Raw genomic sequence first — 2549 nt, forward strand, 5'->3', positions numbered from 1 at the left:
CGGCACCGACGACGCGGCCGCGCACGTTCAGCACGATGACGACGGTGAAGCCGGCACCGACGACGCGGCCGCGCACGTTCAGCACGATGACGACGGTGAAGCTGTTGTAGTCGTTCGAGTCGCAACCGAGCTTCAGGCGCAGGTCGACGATCGGGACGATCACGCCGCGCAGGTTGACCACGCCCTTGATGAAGGCCGGGGAGTTGGCGATGCGGGTGGGCGCCTCGTAGGAGCGGATCTCCTGCACCTTCAGGATGTCGATGCCGTATTCCTCGGCACCCAGGCGGAAGGTGAGGAACTCGCCGCCGGACTGGGCGGCGGTGGCCGCGCGGGCGGCTTCGTGCCGGGCCACGTGGGAAGCTTCGTGGATCATGTCCATGGTGGGGTCCTGTGCAGAGCTGGAGAACGTTGGGCGGGTACGGTGCCGGTGTGGTGTCTATCGGCCGGCCGGCGGCAGACTGAAGGTCGAGACCACCGATGCGAGACGTTGTGCCTGGTCGCGCAGGCTCTCGGCGGCGGCGGCCGATTCCTCGACCAGCGCAGCATTCTGTTGCGTCATCTGGTCGAGTTGAGTGACTGCCGTGTTGATCTGGCCGATGCCGTCGCTCTGCTCGGACGATGCGGCGGTGATCTCGCCGATGATGTCCGAGACGCGCTGCACCGAGCCGACGATCTCCTGCATCGTCTGGCCGGCATCCGCCACCAGGCGCGAGCCGGCATCCACCCGCTCGACGCTGGCGCCGATCAGGCTCTTGATTTCCTTCGCGGCGTCGGCCGAGCGGCCGGCCAGGCTGCGCACCTCGCTGGCGACGACCGCGAAGCCGCGGCCCTGCTCGCCGGCGCGCGCGGCTTCCACCGCGGCGTTCAGCGCCAGGATGTTGGTCTGGAACGCGATGCCGTCGATCACGCCGATGATGTCGGCGATCTTCTTCGAGCTGGCATTGATCTCGTTCATCGTCGAGACGACCTGCGAGACCACCGAGCCGCCGCGTGCCGCGACTTCGGCCGCCGACGACGCGAGCTGGTTGGCCTGGCGGGCCGAATCGGCGCTCTGCTTGACGGTGCCGGTCAGCTGCTCCATCGACGAGGCGGCCTGCTGCAGGTTCGAGGCCGTCTGCTCGGTGCGGGCGCTCAGGTCCTGGTTGCCGGTCGCGATCTCGGTGCTGGCGGTGGAGATGCTGTCGGTGCTCTGGCGCACCTGGCCGACCAGGCGGCCGAGCGATTCCTGCATCGTCTTCAGCGACTGCAGCAGCTCGGCGGCTTCGTCCTCGCCCTGCACGTGGATGTGCTGCGTCAGGTCGCCGGCGCTGATCGCCTGGGCGATCCGCTGGGCCTGCGCGATCGGCTTCGTGACCGAGCGGGTCACGCGCCAGGCCAGCAGCGCGGCCAGCAGCATCGCGCCGGCGCCGCCCAGGCCGAGCGCGAGCATGCCGACGAAGCCGGCGCGGTCCGCCCGCTCCTTGGTGTCCGCCATGCTGTCGCGCTGGCCCTGGATGAGCTTCTCGACGCTGTCGCTGTAGGCCTTGGCCGCAGGGAACAGCTTGTCCATCACCTCGGCCGTCACGTCTTCGCCGGCTTCCTTGCGCTTGAGCAGGCCGTTGCGCAGGCCCTGGTAGGCGTCGCGCTGCACGTTCACCGCCTCCAGCAGCCGCTTGTCGGCGTCGGAGGTGGCGATCTCCTGCATGCGCTTCAGGCGCTCGGTCTGCGCCGCCACGACGTCCTTCATCTCGGCGCGCACGCGGGTCTTGATCTGTTCGTCGTTCGCGAAGAACACGACCCAGTTGCGGGCGGTGTTGGACTCGATCGCGCGGCCCCAGCGCTCCGACAGCGACAGCTTCTCGGTGTCGAGCACGCCGAGCTCCTCCGACAGCGTGCGCATCGTCGAGATGCGATCGAGGCCGAAACCGACGGCCGCGGCGCACAGCAGTGCGATCGAACCGAACCCGACCGCGAGACGCGGACCCAGGCGCATGGCAGACAACGAGAACATCGCGAACTTCCCTTCTTGTTGGAGCCGCCTCCCAGGCGGCCTGTCGATCGTTCGGAGTGCAGGCCCGGCCGGCGGGCTCAGGCCTGCTGGAGACGGAAACTACCGACCGCCTGGGCCAGCCGGGCCGCCTGGTCCTTCAGGCTTTCRGCGGCAGCGGTCGATTGCTCGACCAGCGCGGCGTTCTGCTGCGTCATCTGGTCGAGCTGGTTGACGGACTGGTTGACCTGGCCGATGCCATCGCTCTGCTCGGCGGCGGCGGTGCTGATCTCGCCGATGATGTCGCTGACGCGCTGCACCGAGCCGACGATCTCGTTCATCGTCTTGCCGGCGTCGGCCACCAGGCGCGAGCCGGCCTCGACGCGGTCGACGCTGGCGCCGATCAGGCCCTTGATTTCCTTGGCRGCGTCGGCGCTGCGCTGCGCGAGGCTGCGCACTTCGCTGGCGACCACCGCGAAGCCGCGGCCCTGTTCGCCGGCACGCGCCGCTTCGACGGCTGCGTTCAGCGCCAGGATGTTGGTCTGGAACGCGATGCCGTCGATCACGCCGATGATGTCGCTGA

General features: G+C 68.9%; 3 protein-coding genes. All 3 read right to left on the minus strand.

Annotated elements, in window-relative coordinates; genetic code table 11:
• Positions 1 to 379, minus strand: a 379-nt coding sequence (locus tag AC1D15_RS26605; protein WP_477828361.1) for a chemotaxis protein CheW, incomplete at its 3' end; no start/stop codon positions are given.
• Positions 380 to 436: 57 nt separating this feature from the next.
• Positions 437 to 1990, minus strand: a complete 1554-nt coding sequence (locus tag AC1D15_RS26610; RefSeq protein ID WP_465113671.1) for a methyl-accepting chemotaxis protein — start codon at positions 1988 to 1990, stop codon at positions 437 to 439.
• A gap of 77 nt (positions 1991 to 2067) precedes the next feature.
• A partial coding sequence (locus AC1D15_RS26615; protein WP_477828362.1) for a methyl-accepting chemotaxis protein occupies positions 2068 to 2549 on the minus strand: 482 nt, incomplete at its 5' end.

Source organism: Rhizobacter sp. P2_H2 (assembly GCF_056403375.1).

Coding starts and splice junctions, on each gene's coding strand:
- AC1D15_RS26610 (WP_465113671.1), bottom strand. CDS start 1,990: ATGTTCTCGTTGTCTGCCATGCGCCTGGGTCCGCGTCTCGCGGTCGGG.